This window comes from Kitasatospora sp. NPDC005751, assembly GCF_040630835.1.
Classification (GTDB): Bacteria; Actinomycetota; Actinomycetes; order Streptomycetales; family Streptomycetaceae; genus Kitasatospora.
Map to the genome: position 1 here is coordinate 1 of NZ_JBEXYC010000166.1, position 1,207 is coordinate 1,207.

Annotated in this window: 3 protein-coding genes; 1 reads left to right on the forward strand and 2 read right to left on the reverse strand. The window is 67.9% G+C overall.

The window, feature by feature from the left end:
* Positions 1 to 129: 129 nt before the first annotated feature.
* Together ABZ497_RS36825 and ABZ497_RS36830 are read right to left on the reverse strand one after the other, a co-directional pair.
* Positions 130 to 363 carry an NUDIX domain-containing protein gene (locus ABZ497_RS36825; protein WP_359812517.1) on the reverse strand — a complete coding sequence of 78 codons (234 nt, stop codon included), beginning with the start codon at positions 361 to 363 and terminating at the stop codon, positions 130 to 132.
* Between the two features lie 53 nt (positions 364 to 416).
* Positions 417 to 1,088, reverse strand: coding sequence for an XRE family transcriptional regulator (locus tag ABZ497_RS36830; protein WP_359812520.1), 672 nt, complete (start codon positions 1,086 to 1,088; stop codon positions 417 to 419).
* On the opposite strand from ABZ497_RS36830, the gene ABZ497_RS36835 reads away from it, so the two are divergent.
* On the forward strand, positions 1,002 to 1,207 hold a 206-nt coding region (locus ABZ497_RS36835), incomplete at its 3' end, for a hypothetical protein (RefSeq protein WP_359812522.1). The genes ABZ497_RS36830 and ABZ497_RS36835 overlap by 87 nt on opposite strands.

Consider the following 1,207-nt stretch of genomic DNA (forward strand, 5'->3'; position numbering starts at 1 on the left):
GGCCCCACTTTCATGCCCTGCCGACCAGAAGATCACCCGACCGAGTCGGCAGACTCGAACTCACGATCACCAAGATCGATAGAGCAACGGCTAGTTAGGACCTCTTATGGAGTGAGCGGGCCCGTCCTGCTACCGCCCCGGACCTCCGAAAGGCGCCACATGCAACTGCTGCGTATCGGGCCCGGCTTCCTCGGTGACTGGCAGCGTGCTCTCGTCACTATCCCGGGCGGCGGCGGAGAAGGTGGTGGTCTGGCTGTATCCGTGTTCGTCGGGGAGATTGAGCAGCTCGGTGGCCCGGCCGAGGTTGAGGCCGGTCTCCTCGGCCAGCTCGCGGAGGATCGTCTCGCCGGGGTCGCAAGCCACCGACGAGAAGGCTCCAGCGCGCCGGCCGCGCGTTCCCGGGCGCCGGCCGGAGGTCAGCCCAGGATGATCTTTTCGTTGTCGAAGTCGGCGACGAGCTCCAGCCGTCCGCCGAGCGCCGCGATGTAGGACTGGAGGGTGGCCAGTTCCGCGCGGTCTATGCCACCGCGTTCGATTGCGCTGACCCTGGATTGGGTCACGCCCATGGCCTGGGCCGTCGCCTGCTGGGTCAGGTCGCGGAGTCTGCGAGTGGCAGCTAGCCCATGGGTATGTACGGGCGGCGGGGCCGCTGGGAGGACATGCGCTCCGGCCTGGAGGCGCGTGTCTGGGCAGGGGTCCGCGGGCAGGACCTGTCGATTTTGTTCCATGCCGGCTCCCTTTCCCGCCCGCGCTGTCGTGATCTGCAGCCGATGTTCCCACGCCTGCGTGGGCCGTGTCATGGCGGCGCGTGTCCGGTACCAGGGAGAGGTGCGGCCGCGTGGGACCGGTGCCGTCTCGCCGGGCCGATGAGTTGCATGGTAGAACGCAGTTGCACTACAACGCTTGTGTTGTCTCGACTGATGCGCGGCTGGACAGGCCTCGACGGATCCGCAGGACGCCAGGGGCGCCCTGCGGATCCGGACGCGAACGGGGGAGTGGCAGTGGGATACGCGCCGCTGGAGTCGGAGGCGGCGGGCAAGGGTCTGAGCCGCCGAGTCAAGGCGTTGGCGTGCACCCGCCCGCTGCATGACCTCGACGCGCACAAGGGCCTGTTACTGAGGTTTTCAGGGTGGAGTCGGTGGGGTGAGCGGCAGGCCGGTGCCGGCCAGGCATCCATCGATAAGGGCGGGTCGAAGTTGGATGTGTC

Bases quoted from the DNA above. Each gene is read 5' to 3' on its own strand.
- ABZ497_RS36830 (WP_359812520.1), bottom strand. From the start codon at position 1,088: ATGCAGCGGGCGGGTGCACGCCAACGCCTTGACTCGGCGGCTCAGACC.